Annotated in this window: 18 protein-coding genes; 7 read left to right on the top strand and 11 right to left on the bottom strand. The window is 41.9% G+C overall.

What is annotated here, in order from left to right; all coding sequences use genetic code 11:
• Window positions 1-100: 100 nt before the first annotated feature.
• Window positions 101-568 carry a GNAT family N-acetyltransferase gene (locus BSZ04_RS14735; protein WP_010448765.1) on the top strand — a complete coding sequence of 156 codons (468 nt, stop codon included), beginning with the start codon at window positions 101-103 and terminating at the stop codon, window positions 566-568.
• Window positions 569-614: 46 nt separating this feature from the next.
• Here the strand turns inward: BSZ04_RS14735 and BSZ04_RS25055 are convergent, their stop codons facing one another.
• Complete coding sequence (locus tag BSZ04_RS25055) at window positions 615-752, bottom strand: hypothetical protein (protein ID WP_167381312.1); 138 nt, start codon at window positions 750-752, stop codon at window positions 615-617.
• Between the two features lie 230 nt (window positions 753-982).
• On the opposite strand from BSZ04_RS25055, the gene BSZ04_RS14730 reads away from it, so the two are divergent.
• Window positions 983-1,771, top strand: coding sequence for a response regulator transcription factor (locus BSZ04_RS14730; RefSeq protein WP_088880683.1), 789 nt, complete (start codon window positions 983-985; stop codon window positions 1,769-1,771).
• Window positions 1,772-1,823: 52 nt separating this feature from the next.
• Here the strand turns inward: BSZ04_RS14730 and BSZ04_RS14725 are convergent, their stop codons facing one another.
• Both BSZ04_RS14725 and BSZ04_RS14720 read right to left on the bottom strand, forming a co-directional pair.
• Complete coding sequence (locus BSZ04_RS14725; RefSeq protein ID WP_088880682.1) at window positions 1,824-2,177, bottom strand: DMT family transporter; 354 nt, start codon at window positions 2,175-2,177, stop codon at window positions 1,824-1,826.
• Window positions 2,178-2,324: 147 nt separating this feature from the next.
• Complete coding sequence (locus tag BSZ04_RS14720; RefSeq protein ID WP_045393470.1) at window positions 2,325-2,987, bottom strand: hypothetical protein; 663 nt, start codon at window positions 2,985-2,987, stop codon at window positions 2,325-2,327.
• A gap of 342 nt (window positions 2,988-3,329) precedes the next feature.
• On the opposite strand from BSZ04_RS14720, the gene metA reads away from it, so the two are divergent.
• Window positions 3,330-4,271 carry a homoserine O-acetyltransferase MetA gene (gene metA, locus BSZ04_RS14715; protein WP_010448755.1) on the top strand — a complete coding sequence of 314 codons (942 nt, stop codon included), beginning with the start codon at window positions 3,330-3,332 and terminating at the stop codon, window positions 4,269-4,271.
• Window positions 4,272-4,690: 419 nt separating this feature from the next.
• Window positions 4,691-5,407 (top strand): type IV pilus biogenesis/stability protein PilW, encoded by a 717-nt coding sequence (gene pilW / locus BSZ04_RS14705; protein WP_088880681.1) that lies wholly within the window; start codon window positions 4,691-4,693, stop codon window positions 5,405-5,407.
• Here pilW and BSZ04_RS14700 read toward each other — a convergent pair.
• The gene (locus BSZ04_RS14700) at window positions 5,399-5,632 is read right to left on the bottom strand and encodes a hypothetical protein (protein WP_010448751.1); all 234 of its coding nucleotides are present in this window, start codon (window positions 5,630-5,632) and stop codon (window positions 5,399-5,401) included. The genes pilW and BSZ04_RS14700 overlap by 9 nt on opposite strands.
• Before the next feature lie 339 nt (window positions 5,633-5,971).
• Between BSZ04_RS14700 and BSZ04_RS14695 the strand changes: the two genes are divergently transcribed.
• On the top strand, window positions 5,972-7,552 hold the full coding sequence (locus tag BSZ04_RS14695) for a S41 family peptidase (RefSeq protein WP_010448749.1): 1,581 nt from the start codon (window positions 5,972-5,974) through the stop codon (window positions 7,550-7,552).
• Window positions 7,536-7,943, top strand: coding sequence for a hypothetical protein (locus tag BSZ04_RS14690; protein ID WP_088880680.1), 408 nt, complete (start codon window positions 7,536-7,538; stop codon window positions 7,941-7,943). Before BSZ04_RS14695 ends, BSZ04_RS14690 begins: the two co-directional genes overlap by 17 nt.
• Before the next feature lie 53 nt (window positions 7,944-7,996).
• Here BSZ04_RS14690 and rlmF read toward each other — a convergent pair whose 3' ends face one another.
• From rlmF to BSZ04_RS14655, 7 genes are all read right to left on the bottom strand, one after another.
• On the bottom strand, window positions 7,997-9,124 hold the full coding sequence (gene rlmF, locus BSZ04_RS14685) for a 23S rRNA (adenine(1618)-N(6))-methyltransferase RlmF (RefSeq protein WP_010448745.1): 1,128 nt from the start codon (window positions 9,122-9,124) through the stop codon (window positions 7,997-7,999).
• Entirely contained in the window at window positions 9,111-9,626 is a 516-nt protein-coding gene (locus BSZ04_RS14680) for a M48 metallopeptidase family protein (protein ID WP_010448743.1), read from the bottom strand. Before BSZ04_RS14680 ends, rlmF begins: the two co-directional genes overlap by 14 nt.
• A 119-nt stretch (window positions 9,627-9,745) precedes the next feature.
• Entirely contained in the window at window positions 9,746-10,555 is an 810-nt protein-coding gene (locus tag BSZ04_RS14675) for a LicD family protein (RefSeq protein WP_088880679.1), read from the bottom strand.
• A gap of 6 nt (window positions 10,556-10,561) precedes the next feature.
• Window positions 10,562-11,596, bottom strand: coding sequence for an NAD-dependent epimerase/dehydratase family protein (locus BSZ04_RS14670; protein WP_088880678.1), 1,035 nt, complete (start codon window positions 11,594-11,596; stop codon window positions 10,562-10,564).
• Window positions 11,597-11,600: 4 nt separating this feature from the next.
• Window positions 11,601-12,317, bottom strand: a complete 717-nt coding sequence (locus BSZ04_RS14665; protein ID WP_088880677.1) for an IspD/TarI family cytidylyltransferase — start codon at window positions 12,315-12,317, stop codon at window positions 11,601-11,603.
• A 9-nt stretch (window positions 12,318-12,326) separates the two neighbouring features.
• A complete protein-coding gene (locus BSZ04_RS14660; RefSeq protein ID WP_010448736.1) occupies window positions 12,327-13,466 on the bottom strand; it encodes a polysaccharide pyruvyl transferase family protein in 1,140 nt (379 codons plus the stop codon).
• A gap of 4 nt (window positions 13,467-13,470) precedes the next feature.
• Complete coding sequence (locus BSZ04_RS14655) at window positions 13,471-14,961, bottom strand: MATE family efflux transporter (RefSeq protein WP_167381319.1); 1,491 nt, start codon at window positions 14,959-14,961, stop codon at window positions 13,471-13,473.
• 303 nt (window positions 14,962-15,264) lie between these two features.
• Here BSZ04_RS14655 and BSZ04_RS14650 point away from each other — a divergent pair, with 303 nt between their 5' ends.
• On the top strand, window positions 15,265-15,495 hold the full coding sequence (locus BSZ04_RS14650) for a glutaredoxin family protein (RefSeq protein ID WP_010448734.1): 231 nt from the start codon (window positions 15,265-15,267) through the stop codon (window positions 15,493-15,495).
• Window positions 15,496-15,511 lie beyond the last annotated feature (16 nt).

Genomic DNA, 15,511 nt, shown 5'->3' with positions numbered 1-15,511 from the left:
CTTTTTCTTCAAACCTTCATGAGCGTAATTGCGCTTTTATCGCATCCCTCACTATAATAGCGGTATGCTGTGTACCACCTCTGAATAGATCCAGATAGATATGATCGCGATTAAACCGGCAAAGTTGAAAGATTTTGCGAGCTTGATGCAATTGGAAGTGCATGACGATCAAAAAGGATTTTTTAAACCGTTTGAGCAAGCTTACCAAAACCGAAGTAAGTCAGAAGTGTTTTATACCATATTCCAAGACAGCTTGGCGGTAGGCTACTTAGTTATAGATAAGGCATTTGCTCAGTATGCACCGTTTGCAAAACGGCATGAACTTAAGCTGAGCTACATGGTGATTGGCAAGCAGTTTCAACAGAAAGGCGTTGGGAAAGCGACGCTTCAAAAGTTGATGGTTTATGGTTACGCCATCGATGCGGAGAGTAATTCTATTTGTGCAACCGTTTCCTGTTCAAACAAAGTGGGGATTACACTTTTTGAATCGGCTGGTTTTGAAAACACTCAAAAAACGATTTACGAACCTGATGGGAAAGCCGTCATCATGAGGCATCCGCTTAGTTGATGTTATAAAGGGCAGTGTCAAAAGACTCAACTGCCCTAATCCATTTTTATACTGAAAGAACTTCAGCCTGCCATCCGTAACCAAGATACTCTTTCGCTAAACTTTGAGCCACAAACATCGATACTACAACTTCTGTCCATTGGTCACTCATTCCGATTCGGTAGCGAAGTTTCATCATTTTCATAAATTTTACATCTTGTTGTTTACGCACAGACACCAGAGTTATCAGCTAAAACACCATAAACAATCGAAGTCATTGTTTTGGTTATGGTGCAATCAGAATGCTAACCTTGGGTGTAATTAGTTATTCCATAGTTTTCGAAATAACACCGCACACATTCTGCAAAATGATATGATTAGAATGTAGAGTAAAAATACTGCATTTATAAAAATCAGTGAGGTTAATTAATTTTTATGGAAAGCGAGATACATACATCGATAATCGTTGATAGCTTTGAGGCACTCGCAACAAAGCAAACCATGCTACTTGCCAACACCCAAGCCCAAAATTGTGAAGAAACCCTTAAGCAATGTATTCTTGAGGCGATGGATTGGTTCAACATTGATCGAACAACGATGTTTCCCAACTCAATGTTGTTTTTTAGTCATGGTAAAACAATAAGTGTTGCTCGTCCCCCTCATCAAATATTAACCGCAGAGCAGGTATCTCCTGTAGATGGAGAAAAGTACCTTCGCTTGATTGGCAACTCATCGAAGACACAACTGTTTTCCGCGAAAGAGATGGAGTCAAGCGACGTCACAGTGCTGAGAATGATCGCCGCGCAAGGCGGTAGCCATCACTATACCATTCCATTGGTTCAATTCGGGCAGCGTTGGGGGGGCATGTCTTTTACGCTCTTCAACAACCAAAGAGCAGCGTTAAGCGAGAAAGAACTCAACGAGTATACTTACCTTTCACATATGTGGCTGTCGTTTTGGCAGCACTCTAAGTTACATCGAACCTTATATAAGACCGATGTATCTACACATAATGAAAATACAAAGATGCTACGCCTAAGCCAAAGGCAGTATGATGTGTTAGCACTGCTAACGACAGGGAAGTCAGCCAAGGAATGTGCCAAAGAGCTGAATTTAAGCCCAAGAACCATCGAGTCACACAAGTATCGGCTATTAGACCTGTTAGAACTCGACTCACACGCGGAGCTCGTGCAATTTGCCTTGAGAAACGGGGTTGAATACTGATGCAACACAGAAGTTGAGCAATCAAGGTAGGCACTTGCCTACCTTTATCGCTCTAGTGTGTTGCTGTTTTAGACACCAAATTAACGATCAACACACCAGTTATAATGAAGCCAATACCTATTAGAGCAGCGAGGTCGAGTTTCTGGCCGTATAAGACGTAACCAACCCCAGCGACCAATACTATGCCTGCCCCACTCCATATCGCGTATACAACACCAACTGGCATTGTTTTTACCGTTACTGACAAAAGGAAAAAAGCAATAGCATAGCCAACCAGTACAATCGAACTCGGCAACCATTTCGTGAACTGTTCGGTTTTAGGGATATAGGATGTTGCTATGACTTCACAAACAATAGCAATACTTAACGCGACCAATGGCGGTAAAGAAACTAAAAGCTTGAACATAATTACCACGCAAGAAGATTAACTCAAGCGCGGCATTATAGAGATTCTTTACCGCTTATCTAGCCTAGTTTTAGAAAAGCAATTTTACGTACTAGCAATAATCAAGGGAATCATGGGGCACCTTCCGAACTCATGGATTTAAATTGGCTAGAGTTCACTTTCGTTTATATTAAGAATGCAGATGTCGTTCGATTGCGCTCGTTTCAAGTTAACGTAAGTGATGTCTTTTATTCCTAATTTCTTAAGGCTATCGATATCATAGCTCCAGCCCTTCATGTCTGAGTTGCACCCTTGGCTTTGCCATTTTTCTTGATTATTCAGATACCCAAACTGACTGATTTTTGGGTTAACCGAAATCATTGAATAAAAGGTCTTCTCACGGTTTTTAAGTAGCTGCAGTGCGCGATTCCAACGCTCAATTGCTTCTTTATCATTTGTTAACTTAAAAGAAGCATACTCAAGATGATCAACCCATAGTACTGATGCCGCACCAGTAATTAGTACTGAAGATGCCGCAGGGAGCACATAGTTTGCGCACTCAGCTTGACAGTCACCATTGATGATAAGGTGTACATTGCTAGTATGCATCCAGCGCCCTAGCTCCATCGCAGCTTGATGATCCCCTCCTTTGCTATCTACCATTATCGTTGAAATCTGCTCTTTCGATTGCTTTATTAACGTCTGAGCAAACTGAACCGACTGTGGTGTTATTTCCTCATAAAAATACAAAGTGCGACCTTTAACGGAAATATCTTTACCGAAGTCACACCCCACCAGTAGCAAAGGTAAACAAATCACAATGTAACGCACGTTAATTCCCCTTTCAGCCATAATGAGCTAATGCGTTGTCCTCTATCAATAGTAATCAGGGAATTAACAACCAACGCACCAAAGTGTTGTTTTTTTGACCAAAGTCAAAATACACCATTAATAGCATAACAAATTTCATCGTGTCTATGAGAGTACGACTAAGTTATAGGGTTTTCACTAAACTAAAAGCAACCACCGATCGCACAACTACATTGCATATTAGAAAGCGCCATACTCGACGACGCCAATAAAAATCTTTCAATCTCACATTCTGTATCGACATATGGCCTGATTTAAGTTAGCTTTAGATGTATAGACGTCTAGAAGCTTAGGGAGAAAGCTGTGCCAATACGAATTCCAGATCAATTACCCGCGTCAGATATTCTTAGAACAGAGAACATCTTTGTGATGAATGAGACACGTGCCGCTAGTCAGGAAATCCGCCCTCTGCGAGTTCTCATACTGAACTTGATGCCCAAAAAAATCGAAACAGAAACCCAGTTCCTGCGATTACTTTCAAATAGCCCGCTGCAAGTAGATGTCGAACTATTACGTATTGACGATAGGCCGAGTAAAAATACACCGACAGAGCACTTAGATACCTTTTATCGTCAATTCGAAATGGTTAAGAACCGAAATTTCGATGGTTTGATCATCACAGGCGCGCCGTTAGGTCTAGTGCAATTTGAAGATGTTATTTACTGGGATCATCTCAAGACCATCATGAGTTGGGCAAAGGAACATGTAACATCAACTCTATTTGTATGCTGGGCTGCCCAAGCAGGATTAAAACTGCTTTATGATTTGCCGAAGAAAACTCGTAAAGAGAAGCTTTCTGGGGTTTATCATCACGACATTCATCACCCATACCATCCAATATTACGAGGATTTGATGACTCGTTTCTTGCTCCTCACTCTCGGTACGCCGATTTCTCTCCTGAGTATCTTAATGATCACACCGATCTAGATATCCTCGCTACATCAGATGTGGCTGGTGTTTATCTTGCTGCAACGAAAGATAAGCGCAATGTGTTTGTAACTGGCCACCCCGAATATGACTCGCATACATTACACAATGAGTACATCCGCGATTTAGGAGAAGGCATGGAGCCAGCAATACCGGTAAATTATTACCCTAATAACAATCCGGACAACCCACCACGCGCGAGCTGGCGCAGCCACGGCCATCTGTTGTTTTCAAATTGGCTAAACTACTGCGTATACCAACAAACGCCATACGATTTAGACCATTTCAGCGAGTCTGCATTTACTAAAGATGATTGAGAGTACTAGGGGCTGTTACTCTTTCGCGGTTAAATTTTGTTCGAGGTAAAATCGTTTTAGGCGAGGCAAGAAGTGCGTAGCCTAGTCATTCTAAGCAAATACTTCTTAACAAAGCATGAAACGATTTTAGTCGGGGGCGCCTAGCCGAACCCTCTGGGCAGCGTTTGTTGGCCATTTCTACTTCGTTATCGACTTCTCATGTAGGCTAACTACACATCAAAGTCTCTGCCTTGTATAAACACCCAACAATTCGCTGCAAAAATCAGCTCGAAAGAGCAACATACCCTACTTAAATAGCCGGCTAAGTCCGGCTATTTCATCGTTATTTGCAAACCTTGTCGCATTGTAATTTGGCGCTATTAGTCATTTCCACGTGAACTCATATCATGCCTTTACTCAATGGTAATTAGGTGATGTAGATGAGCTTAAAGAATTCACTTTCAATTTGTGCGCTGGTGATGTTAAACGGCTGTGTAACCGTCAATGAAGGAGAGCCCACTCAGAAAGCAGATCCCATCGCCATGGCTGAGTCTCGCATTGCGCTGGGTCTAGGATACCTCGAAAATGGAAACATGATTCGTGCACACGATAATTTGCAACAAGCGCTTTCTCACGCACCTCAATATTACCGAACCCAGCTATCTATGGCGCACTATTACGAAACAGTAGGTGAAGTCGATAAAGCAGAAAGTATGTATAAACGATCACTTCGCCAGCATACTAAGAACGGAAACGTATTGAACAATTATGGGACATTTCTGTGTAAACAAGGGAAATACGAACAAGCCGATAAAATGTTCACTCGGGCGATCGAGCAGCCATACTACTATCTGATTCCCGCCAGTTACGAAAATGCCGCTTTCTGTGCTCTTAAGTCTCAACAACCAAAGCGAGCAAAATATTACTTTGAAAGAGCCATCGATCATGACCCTCATCGACCAAAATCCATCCTACAACTGGCAAAATTGGAAATTGACGATGGAGAGTACACGGACGCCCGTATACGACTCATGCGTTTTCACCAGACCTACGGGTTAAAGAAGCCCTCATTACAACTCATGGTGGAACTAGAGGGAGCCGCTGGCAATGACGCTCTGAAAGAGAAGTATCAGCAGAAACTAGATAACTTATCTTAACTTGTTGGTGTTTTTTCTTGGGTAGCGGCGGCGTAGTTGCTCACGCTGCTGCTTGGTCAATTTCCGCAAGCGTCTCACTCTGGTTCTTTTTTGAATGCTTAGGTACTCTAAATAAACAATACGTATGAAAGCAATGAGCCCGATGACAAGCAGTATCGTGAACACGGTCATAAATGGCTGACATAACCAATCTGGTTGGCATGGGACAAAAAATTCAAATTCCATAACGCCCTCCCTTATCAGTGTTGGTAACACTCGTCATAGACTGATTATGATCATTGACCTCTCAATCATATCCCTAAACCTCTGCTTTGAACTTGCTCCAGGGCATATCTTTTGAGCAAACTCATTGAGAATGCCGCTTACGCCTATTACTTGAACATAATTAGTGGCCCATAATGGCTAAATATCAATACCTTGCGTGATACTTTATTCATTCTATATCACATAATTAAAATATAAATTTGCGTAAAAACTAATTAAATTTATACATTCACCAATCTTAGTAAAGACAAATCAATATAAAAATAATTATAACGCCATCATTTATAAGGAAATAGTTACATGCAGTTTAAGTATTCATTAATAACGGCAGTTACGCTTGCATTACTTCAAGGTTGTGGAGGTGGTGATTCATCTTCTAACACCAATACGACTGACAATTCCACTTGGAAGGCAGGGGATTTTAGTCAGTCTTCTAGCGACTTCGCGAATAAATGTGAAAATCCGCGAACAGGTTTAGACCCATATGCAGGAAACACAGCATACCCAGACCAAGCAGGGTCATCTTTACAAGAAAAAATGTTCTTACGCGCATTTACCAATGAAACTTATCTTTGGTATGACGAAGTACCAGATAACAATCCAAGTAACTACCGCACAGTGGTTGATTATTTCAACACCTTAGTAACGTCAGAAGTGACACAAACTGGCAAGCCGAAAGATCGTTTCCATTTCACGGTACCTTATGAAGAGGACATGAAATCATCACAGTCTGGCCTTGTTGCTGGGTTTGGATTCAATTGGTTCTTCATTCGAGGCACTCAGCCAAGAGATGTCAGAATCTCTTACACTGAGGATGCTTCACCCGCTTCGCTAAATGGCATCGCTCGCGGTGATAAACTAATTGCGATTAATTCCATTGATGTTGTCAATACTGGTAGCCAGTCCGACATAGACTTTATTAATGCGACCTTATTCAATCCGAACCTGAACCAAGACTATACTTTTACGTTTGAGAGTGTCAGCGGACAAACTAAAACCGTCACATTAACTGCTACAGATGTTGTAACATCCCCAGTCCGCAATGCGAAAGTCATTAACTATAATGGCAAAAAAGTCGGTTACCTTCAGTACAACTCATTTGAACCTAGTGCGCAGACCCCACTGATCAATGCGTTTAACAAACTATCGGAAGCGCAAGTTGATGAGGTCGTTGTTGACCTTCGTTACAACGGTGGTGGCTTGGTATTACAGTCATCTCAAGTGGGTTACATGCTCAGTGGCGCAGGCCAAAACCGCGTATTTAGCGAGCTTATTCACAATGATAAAGTCATGAAGAACACACAAGCAGGTGCAAACACTTACAAGTTCACCAACGTCGCTATTGACTGGGCAGCAGGTCGTTACTCTGATGAACCTCTGCCAACACTGTCAGCCACTAAAGTCTATGTATTAACCTCTGGCGGAACAGCCTCTTCGAGTGAGTTACTGATAAACGCTCTGAGGGGGATAGATGTAGACGTCATTCAAATCGGTTCAACCACGACGGGTAAACCATATGGGTTCGCACCTGAGCAAAATTGTGGCACAAACTACTACACGATCCAGTTTAAATCAGCGAATGAGAAAGGCTTTGGGGATTTCGCGGATGGATTCATCCCAACCTCTAAAAACATGGTAAACAGTACGCTTGGTTTAGATAACAAGGTGGAAGGTTGCTTGGTTGGGGATGATCTATCTAAACCACTTGGTGACACGTCGGAAGGCATGCTTGCGGCTGCGTTAAACTACATGGACACTGGTGTATGCCCGCAAGTTTCGCCAGTAAGCTTCAACTCAATGCCATTAGATTCGTCTTCACCAGCAATCATGGACTTGCGTTCTCCTTTGAAAACAGAGGCGATTCATGTTGATATCCAATAACTTCCCAAGCAAAGGCCTTACACTTGCATTAGTACTAGGTTCATCACTAGCGGTAACCGGATGCCAAGCAGTTGCTGACTCTCCTATCGAAGCGCTAAGTGTAAATACAACATCTCAAGCCATTATCGAAGTGCAGAGTGCGATCGCAGAAATTCAAAACACACCGGCCCCTAGAGTTGCAGGAAATGTCTTTGAAACGTCACCTCACTTACTGATAGAGAAAGGGAGAGTGAAAGGCAAAGACAACTTGCTACTTGACGGTAGCTACACGGATTTGCCTGATCAATACACATTGCAAATCCGAGGCGAAAGCTGCGGTTTGTACTACGCGAAGCTGGATGTATTCGTTCCTTTAGAATCTATTGATTGTATCCCGTATACAACGCCATAAAGAAAAGCCCGCTGATATTCTCAGCGGGCTTTTAACTTTTCTTATTGTTTGAACTACTTCAATGCAATCCACTCTTTTCTTTGCTGCTTATCCATATAAGACCAAGCCATAAAACGGCTGATCTTTTGCCCTTGACTCATTTCAACCACTCTAATCGCTTTAACACCCAGCTTCTCTAATTGTTTTCGCATCGGTCGAACGTTGTCTTTCTTTGAGATTAAGGTAGTAAACCAAAGAACCTGTGCACTGAAAGCTTGGCTTTCATTCGCCATTTTACGAATGAAGGCAGCTTCTCCACCTTCACACCAAAGCTCGGCATTTTGCCCACCAAAGTTAAGCGCTGGTTTATTCGCTTTTCCTTGATTGGCTTGAACCTTCACACCCTTCTTACGTTGGTTAGCTTTTAAGTTATCAAGCTTGCGCTGGCTGCCCATCGCAGCTTCTTCTGCTGAGCGGTGAAATGGAGGGTTACAGGTAGTAACATCATAACGATCGTTCGGCTGGATGATACCACGATAAATATTCGACTCATCACCTTGCTGCACCAGTTCAATCTTCCCGTTTAATGATGCGTTACGAGTGACGATAGCTTGAGCTGATTCAATCGATTTTGGATCAACATCGCTACCTGTATAGTGCCAACCATATTGGGTTACACCTACAATTGGATAAATGCAGTTTGCACCAACACCGACATCAAGCGCTCGCACATTTTGGTGCAGATATTTTCCTTTGGCTTCACCATCGAGCAATTCTGCAACACGATGGACATAGTCAGCGCGTCCTGGGATCGGCGGACACAAGTAAGTATCAGGAATGTCCCAAAACTCTATATCGTAGTACGCCGCTAACAATGCTTTGTTTAGCATCTTGACCGCTTTTGGATCGGAGAAGTTAATTGAGTCTTCCCCTTTCGGGTTCTTGATTACAAATGGTTTGAGCTGAGGTTCGGCTATCACCAGTTTTTTAAAATCGTAGCGGCCGTTATGAGCATTACGCTCATGCAGACCACTCTTGGCGATTTTAATAAACTCGACATCACTCTTTTTTGCCGAAGCATTTACTTTCGCTGCGGGTTTGTTTTTCACTCGCTTTGACTTAACCTTAGTTGCATCTTTGCCCGTTTTCTGGGGCGTCGTTTTCGGCTGAGCTTGTTTCGCGTTGTGATTATTGTTCTTCATTCGAATCCGCTTTTAAATCGAGGTACATCATAAACAGACGAGCATCAAATTCGAGCTGGTGATACTCCGGCTCCATGTAGCAGCACAGTTGATAAAATGCTTTATCATGATTTTTCTCACGAGTATGAGCCAACTCATGCACCACCAGCATACGTAATAGTGCTTCTGGTGCATCTTTAAACACGTTTGCAATGCGAATTTCATTCTTCGATTTCAGTTTACCACCGTGGTTGCGGCTAATCACACTGTGCAACCCAAGCGCGTTGTTCACCACATGAATTTTCTTATCGTAAATGACTTTACTGATTGGCGCCGCCTTCTTCATGTAGCGGTTCTTGATCGCTATTGCGTACTCATAAAGCGCCTTCTCACTTTTGATTTGGTGTCTATCTGGGTAGCGTTTTTCGAACCAAGGTACCAGCTTGCCACTGTCTACCAGTGAGCTAACTTGCTCAACGATGTTCTGAGGGTAACCTTGAATGTATCGAAGTGAAGGATGCATGCGTGTTAAGTCTGCTTTGACAATAGAAAGGGAGCAATTCTATCTTTTCTAAAACGGTAATGCACCTGAAGAAGAGGAGCAATAGCCTAGCAAATTGCACATCACTAGGCTATTTATCACTACATCGGTAGCAAGTGTTCTTGAATATAGCCGACATTATCGTGATTCTCACGATCTTGTTTTTTAGGCATTTGCATATAGTCTCCATAGATCATCGATAAATAATCTTCGTAGCGCACAATGCTTTGGTAATGCCGATCTTCAAACTCAACGGTCGTGTATTCATGATACAGAGAGGCTTCACACAACTCCTTAGACAAATAGCTACTTCCGATACTGACTGCGAAACCAGATTGCCTCACCAATCGGTGTGAGCACAAACTCTCAATAGCACGCAAAAACCAATGTGTTGGAATTACCCGAACTAATTTCTGAGACAAGCGAAACACCCTCTCAGCGAGTGGGTTAGATCGTTTCTTTCTTGAACGCTGTACCCTAGGAAAGAGATTCAACACTTTCATCAAAGAGAAGCGAAACTTCGCCGTTGCTTGGTTTTTTCCTAAACTATCTATTGGGAATATATCAATGTTTATCCCTACGCCCTTAATGCGCCCATTAGAGATCTCTGAGCCATTAAGCGATAACTTACTGAACAAAAAAGGATAAGGGTTTGGCTCCGAATTTAGGTTAAAAAAGGTAAAGTCTGGATTCTCGCGTGTAAAATTGTCGAGTAAATATTCGTAGTCATCCCGAGGCATCATGATGTCTATATCATCGTCCCAAGGTATGTAACCTTTATGTCGAATTGCTCCAAGAAGTGAGCCCCCCGCCAACGAGTAATCAAGTTGATGCTGTTGGCAAAAATCATGCACCTTATCAAGTATCGACATCTGGACACTGCGAAGCTGCTCGAAAGTTAGTTGTTTCAAATTGATTTACCTATAGTATGAAATCGTCTTCTGCAAGCCATCGTTTAACGCAACGTGTGGCCGCCAATGCAATGCTTCTAGCTTGTTGGTAGATAGCTTCGTTCTCTTGTATTGGCAATACGCGCTGTCAGTGGCGATCTCATGGACTACAGAGTGTTTATCTCCACTAAGCTTGGTTAGCAAATTTGAAAGCTGAAGAATCGATACCTCATCGTTCTCATTGGCAATGTTGTAAGCCGTGTTCTTTTCTCCCTTAAGCATCACTAGTAACAGAGCAGAAACGGCATCGGTGACATAGCAAAATGAACGCAGCGCACTGCCATCACTTTTTAATACAATAGGCTTATCGTTAACCACATCCCCAAGCAAATCTGACATTACTCTGCCATCATTGAGAAACATGCCAGGCCCATAAGAATGAGCAATGCGAACCGAATTAAACGTTAATCCATACTGGACGGCATAACTCTGGAGCATTGTCTCCGCAAGGCGCTTGCTTTCTGGGTAGCACGATCTCGCATCAAGAGGATCGAAATGACCAAAATCCGTCTCTTCTATGTATTCAACGTCCAATACCTCTCCATAGACTTCACGGGTGGAAAGAAACACGAAGTTGCTTACGTGCATGTCTTTGACAAGCTCCAATAGATTTGAAGTGCCTTGAACATTTGCTTTGATGATACCCACAGGATCGTTTTTTATATGGTATGGACTTGCACTACTCGCCGCATGGATCACAAAGTCTATGTGGCCTTGATAGTCTAGTGGCTCACAAACGTCCTGATAGAAACAAGTAAACTCATTTGCGGTTTCACCAAAGGTGTCCATCACTCGCTGCTTATTTCGAGCCAAGATTAAAATATTGATATTTAAATTGTCGACTTTATTTAAGTAAACCAAAAAGCGAACAACACAGGCTGCCAGCATGCCAGTTGCCCCAGTAATTAATACCGTTTTATCTCTAAGCACGCCCCAATCAGGTAACGCAGTATAAATATCTTTATTATCGTCAGTTAAGATACTTTGCTTCTGTTCAATCATAACATTAACCAAACACCTGTAAGTTTTCTTGAGTATCAATGATCGCTTTAAATATAAAGAAATCGATTGGAGACGTTATTTTAATATTTTCAGATATGCCGGATACCAAGCGTACATCGTGTCCATATGTGGTCATCAGTGAGCAAGAATCGATTGCGTCAATAAAGCCTTCTTCCCTTGCCTGCCTATGTACTTGAAGAATGTCCTTTAAATAGAAACTTTGTGGCGCTTTTGCTAAGCGTGATAAAGAGCGGTCATGAACATTCTGAACAACATCATCATTATCAACCAAGACAAATGTTTCTACTGGTGGACACGTCGTAATGGCACTACCATGGCTTTTCACCGCCTCAATGTTACGATTGATGATGTCATCATTAATCAGAGGCCTCACTCCATCATGTATTAACACAACAGAGTTATGGTCAAATTCTTCTTCTATTTTACACAACCCATTAAATATGGATTCTTGGCCACTTTCACCGCCCGGAATAATAAATTTCACTTTTTGAATATCAAACTTGAAAAGTAACTTCCTTAAATAGTCAATCCATGGTTCGACGCAAACAACAACAATGGCATCAATGTTTGGGTTCTCTTCAAATTTTTCCAATGTATAAACAATGACCGGCTTATTATATAGCTCTAAAAACTGCTTGGGTTTGGTACTGTTTTGCATACGGGTTCCCACACCACCAGCAAAAATCAATGCAACATTCATAATTCGCTCCTAAATCATAGATATCATTTTGTTGATGCTAGCGTTCACAGTCTGTCTATATTGTTCATAGCGTTTAGGCTCATAACCCTCCTCAACAGACTGCATCAAACGGTCAACAATCGACTTGGCATCAAATTGCTCGTAGGTAAAAAATCGATCTGGGTAACCAATACAATCACCAAACATCTTGACTTTGTTATTCCATACCAACCCAGCCACAGGTACTTTGAGTGAGTATGAAATAATGCATGCATGTAACCTAGCGGCAACCGTACATTTAAACGTGGCGATCAGCTCCACCAGTTCTTGAGGAGTTTGAGGTTCGATAATGTGAAGGGGCTTACCCATATAATTTTCTAAGTCGACGAGAATATCGACATCGCTTTTTAACCCATTGGTAAATAGTTGATACTCTTGCCCTCTCGACTCCAGCTCAGAAAGCAAAGACGCGTAGAAAGCAATCACTTGCTCCCTATTAAAATCAAGACCATTGTCTTTGAATATTTTTGAACGAACCAAGCCGACGCCAACTCGATCAGTCGAGTTTTTCTTTACACCATAAACTTCCGAACTAAACACTGCAGAATCAGCAACTTGTGCAGTTTCAATATGGTCTGTCTCAATGTATCCGTCATTCAATACATTCAAGTCATCTCGGGTGGTGATCATTTTGACGGATGAGTTATTTAAACTCGCTTTTAGCAAACGGCACTTATAATCAGCTTGATCATAACCTTCTACACCAACCGCATTAAAAAATATCGGGCATGGCTTAGCTTGAACAGTATCAACGAGTGCTGAAATATGAGCCCAGCAATCTTGATACTTATATTTGATCATGCCACCACCGGCGAAAACAATGGCCGCTGCATCATCAAACTTATTTTTATAATCACGTTTGTAGCAGCCAATTTTGTAATTAAAGGAAGAACGTGGTGATAGTTTGCTAAGGATTTTGTTTATCGATTTTCTCTTAATTTTTTTTGCACTATTAAACTCATTGGAATAATTAAGGTTAAATCGTTCAACAACAAGTTGTTCTTCAAGGGCATTTTTCCTAATTAGATACTCTGCACTATCGGCAATTACTTGGTCACCGAGGTTGGTATCATGTGTATACCCAACCATAACCAACTTCTTTGGAGTCATATCCTTATACCTTTAATCGAATTAAATTTTTTTCTTCTGTGCTTAGCACAAGCCAATATGTCAGCCCTACAATCATGCCAAATGAAATGAATCCGGATGAGATAACGCGAAGATAGCTAGGCTCATAGCTACTAGTGAATACGAATAGCACTACGCAAGTGGGAGTGATAACTTGTAGTGCTTTAGTCAAAACAAAAAATACATATCGTTTGATGGACAGCCCCGCTTTCTTCCGCAAAAAGCCAAATCTCATCAAGCAAGAAACCACTTCCATTACGATAGAAACAACGATTACCGAGTAAGCGGGATAACCTAACGTCAATACTGCATAAGCAAAAGGAATCGTCAGCAGTAATACCGAACCAATGGTTGATTGGTACGCCTTAACATCGCCAATAGCTTGAATCGCCGTTTGAAGACCAATTGTCGTCAGGTTGACCAAAGACAAGATTAAAAACAGCTTCACAAAAGGCACGGCTTCTTGCGGATACTCTCCTAACCATAGTGACAATATAAACTTGGCTTCGAAGTAGATAGGAAGAGCGATTACTGAATAAAGCAACAAACTAAGCCGACTTGCTTGCATTGAAAGGTTGAGCATCTCTGAACGTTGGCCATTACTTTCAGCCTTGACGATTTTAGGGTTGATCGCCTTCATTATGTTGATACTAAATTCTTTCAACTTCCCATTAACTTGCATCGCAATGGCATAAACCGCATTAATAGTTACCCCAAAGAAATTATTGAGGACAATAGCAAGCCCCTGAACTCTGGCAACACCGCATACCGCTCCAAACGAGTTCCAACTAGTAAATCCAACCATTTCTTTCAGCAACGCAACGTCGAGCGTTGAGCTCCATAAAACACTCTCGCGATAACGAGCTGTACAGTACAGGGCTTTAACCAAAAGCATTAAAAATGAAACAGAAACAAACAATACCCCGAGCGCTGTCAGTGGGTTGTCAACGAATCCAATAATAAAAGCGGAAGCTAGTTTTAAAACTGATTCAACCACGCTAAGAAACGCATCAACCCCCAGGTCTTCATAGGCGTTGATTTGCGCGTTAAATGGTACGGTGAGAACAGAGGCAAATACTCCAATAACCATCACTTGGTACAAGCTGTGTGAAGACGCAAGCAGCCCTGCTGGTACATTGATAAGTGAATTGAATACGAAGTCTTGCGCTATCCACAAAACGGAAGCGATTAATAAGGCAACAAATAAGTGAAGATACTTGGTTGTCGAAAATACTCTTATTCTCTCTGACAAAACCTTAGTGCAATAATAGGAAAGGTAGCGCTGACTTGAAGTGGTCATCGCGCCATTTAGGAACATCATCAACGCCAACACACCAGCGATTAGATTGAATACACCGTAACCTTCGACACCTAACTCTTGCAGAAGTATGCGAACCATATACAGGTTAACTATCGTTGTGATCAGCATTTTCATTATCTGAAAAAGCGTATTTTTCGCGACCCGCTTCCCTGACATGTTTCCCAAACCTTAAATAATCATCCATGCACTAATTGAACCCTTCGCAAAAGGTTCAGAAATTCGCCATATCAGTGAAATAAATGGCAAACGGATACTAAATAATGCGCGAAATGAGTTCTATTGTTTGAGTGAGCAAAGCGCTGCTTTGGTACTTTTTCCCCACCGCCAGTAGAATTACGGTATGAAAGATTAATGAGCGATTAGGGGTAATCGTCATTCTTTTCTTCACTAAGACAACAACTAGCGAGATAGAAACGGTTATAGTAGACTTCGGCTCCCACGATAATGGAGAGAAACTGAATGAAACGTGTCGTTCTTTACATCAAAGACAAATGCCCTCACTGCAAAGATGCTCAGCGTTATCTCGATTCAAAAAACATTAATTACCGTTTGTGCAACGCCAAAATGCAACGCGGACGTAAAGAGCTCGACGCGCTAGGAGCGCGATCAGTTCCCGTTCTGAAGATTGGTGACCGTGTAATGATTGGTTGGAATCCTAAGAACTTTGAAAAGATGTACAACAGCAACTAATTCAGATTTTTAAGAG

This window comes from Vibrio rotiferianus, from assembly GCF_002214395.1.
GTDB lineage: Bacteria > Pseudomonadota > Gammaproteobacteria > Enterobacterales > Vibrionaceae > Vibrio > Vibrio rotiferianus.
The sequence above is the reverse complement of the archived record's forward strand: the minus strand, read 5'-3'. Positions and strand labels throughout refer to the sequence as shown.

Bases quoted from the DNA above. Each gene is read 5' to 3' on its own strand.
- BSZ04_RS14735 (WP_010448765.1), top strand. From the start codon at position 101: ATGATCGCGATTAAACCGGCAAAGTTGAAAGATTTTGCGAGCTTGATG.
- BSZ04_RS25055 (WP_167381312.1), bottom strand. From the start codon at position 752: ATGAAAATGATGAAACTTCGCTACCGAATCGGAATGAGTGACCAATGG.
- BSZ04_RS14730 (WP_088880683.1), top strand. From the start codon at position 983: ATGGAAAGCGAGATACATACATCGATAATCGTTGATAGCTTTGAGGCA.
- BSZ04_RS14725 (WP_088880682.1), bottom strand. From the start codon at position 2,177: ATGTTCAAGCTTTTAGTTTCTTTACCGCCATTGGTCGCGTTAAGTATT.
- pilW (WP_088880681.1), top strand. From the start codon at position 4,691: ATGAGCTTAAAGAATTCACTTTCAATTTGTGCGCTGGTGATGTTAAAC.
- BSZ04_RS14700 (WP_010448751.1), bottom strand. From the start codon at position 5,632: ATGGAATTTGAATTTTTTGTCCCATGCCAACCAGATTGGTTATGTCAG.
- BSZ04_RS14695 (WP_010448749.1), top strand. From the start codon at position 5,972: ATGCAGTTTAAGTATTCATTAATAACGGCAGTTACGCTTGCATTACTT.
- BSZ04_RS14690 (WP_088880680.1), top strand. From the start codon at position 7,536: ATGTTGATATCCAATAACTTCCCAAGCAAAGGCCTTACACTTGCATTA.
- rlmF (WP_010448745.1), bottom strand. From the start codon at position 9,124: ATGAAGAACAATAATCACAACGCGAAACAAGCTCAGCCGAAAACGACG.
- BSZ04_RS14680 (WP_010448743.1), bottom strand. From the start codon at position 9,626: ATGCATCCTTCACTTCGATACATTCAAGGTTACCCTCAGAACATCGTT.
- BSZ04_RS14670 (WP_088880678.1), bottom strand. From the start codon at position 11,596: ATGATTGAACAGAAGCAAAGTATCTTAACTGACGATAATAAAGATATT.
- BSZ04_RS14665 (WP_088880677.1), bottom strand. From the start codon at position 12,317: ATGAATGTTGCATTGATTTTTGCTGGTGGTGTGGGAACCCGTATGCAA.
- BSZ04_RS14660 (WP_010448736.1), bottom strand. From the start codon at position 13,466: ATGACTCCAAAGAAGTTGGTTATGGTTGGGTATACACATGATACCAAC.
- BSZ04_RS14655 (WP_167381319.1), bottom strand. From the start codon at position 14,961: ATGTCAGGGAAGCGGGTCGCGAAAAATACGCTTTTTCAGATAATGAAA.
- BSZ04_RS14650 (WP_010448734.1), top strand. From the start codon at position 15,265: ATGAAACGTGTCGTTCTTTACATCAAAGACAAATGCCCTCACTGCAAA.